The 1,450-nt window shown below is 62.2% G+C and carries 2 protein-coding genes; one reads left to right on the top strand and one right to left on the bottom strand.

Annotated features, from left to right (window positions below; translation table 11 throughout):
* Positions 1–143: 143 nt before the first annotated feature.
* Positions 144–788, top strand: a complete 645-nt coding sequence (locus DBR24_RS01745; protein WP_128613700.1) for a YceH family protein — start codon at positions 144–146, stop codon at positions 786–788.
* Positions 789–865: 77 nt separating this feature from the next.
* Here DBR24_RS01745 and DBR24_RS01740 read toward each other — a convergent pair.
* A partial coding sequence (locus tag DBR24_RS01740; protein ID WP_128613699.1) for a shikimate 5-dehydrogenase occupies positions 866–1,450 on the bottom strand: 585 nt, incomplete at its 5' end.

The following is a 1,450-nucleotide window of genomic DNA, read 5'->3' as shown; positions in this document are numbered from 1 at the left end:
GTACAGGGAAATGGTCATGGCAGTCTCGTGTGATGGCTGGGTGGAACGTGGAGGCGATTATAGCCATGCTTGATGACCGCACGGCTTGCCTTTTGTTTGGCAAGGATTAGGCTAGGCGCCTTCGACTGCAGAGGGAACGCGCGATGACCACAGAACTTGAAGCAACCTTCGACGAGCCACGGCTCAACGCCACGGAAATCCGCATTCTCGGTGCGCTGATCGAGAAACAGGCGACCAGCCCGGAAACCTATCCGCTGACGCTCAATGCACTGGTACTCGCGTGCAACCAGAAAACCAGCCGGGAACCGGTGATGAACCTGACCCAGGGCCAGGTCGGCCAGAGCCTGCGTGCCCATGAGGGCCGTGGTTTCGCCAAGCTGGTGATGGGCAGTCGTGCCGACCGTTGGGAGCACAAGGTCGACAAGGCGCTGGAACTGGTGCCAGCCCAGGTGGTGCTCAGCGGACTGATGTTTCTGCGTGGCCCGCAAACCGTCAATGAGCTGCTGACACGCAGCGGCCGCATGCATGACTTTGAAGATGCCGAGCAAGTGGTGCACCAGCTCGAGCGCCTGATCGCACGCGGACTGGCGGTGCTGATCCCGCGTCAGGCCGGGCAGCGCGAAGACCGTTACACCCATGCGCTGGGCGATCCGGCAGACATCGAGGCGATCATGGCCGCGCGGCAGAATCCGCAGGAACGTGCGGGCACAGGCGTTTCCGTAGAACGCATCGAAGAGCTGGAAGCGCGAATTGCTGCGCTGGAAGAACGCCTGGCACGCCTCGAATAAACACAGCAGTTTTACGGTGGGAGCGAGCCCGCTCCCACCGCCTGCTGGCGATCAGGCCTGCCCGTTCAGCGAAACAATCAGCTCCGTGCGAAATTCACTGCCGCCGCAAACTGCTCCTCCGTCGGCCGCACCCCGGTGTACAGCACAAACTGCTCCAGCGCCTGGATCGCAATCACTTCCAGCCCGGTAATCACCCGCTTGCCTTCAGCGCGAGCACGCACGATCAGCGGCGTTTCTGACGGGATCGCCACCACATCGAAGACCGTGTCCGCCGCGTTGATCACTTCAGGTTCGAACGCCAGTTGCCCCGCCTCCGGCCCGCCATCCATCCCCACCGGTGTGACATTGATCAGCATCTGCGGGCGTTCATCGCCCAGTTCGGCTTGCCAGCGATAGCCCAGCGATTCGGCCAGTCCCCGCCCGGCGCGCTCGTTACGGGCGACGATCAAGCCGTTTTTATAGCCACCGTCGCGCAAGGCACTGGCCACCGCTTTGCCCATGCCGCCACTGCCGCGCAAGGCAAAAGTCGAATCCTTGGGCACGGCGTGGGTTTCCAACAGTTGCGCAACCGCAATGTAATCGGTGTTGTAGGCCTTGAGATGGCCTTGGGTGTTGACGATGGTGTTGATCGACTGGATCGCCGCCGCCGACGCGTCCAGCTC

It is taken from the genome of Pseudomonas sp. HMWF006, from assembly GCF_003061205.1.
GTDB classification, from domain to species: domain Bacteria; phylum Pseudomonadota; class Gammaproteobacteria; order Pseudomonadales; family Pseudomonadaceae; genus Aquipseudomonas; species Aquipseudomonas monsensis.
Note: the sequence above shows the minus strand (reverse complement) of the source record. Positions and strands in the feature narration are given on the sequence as shown.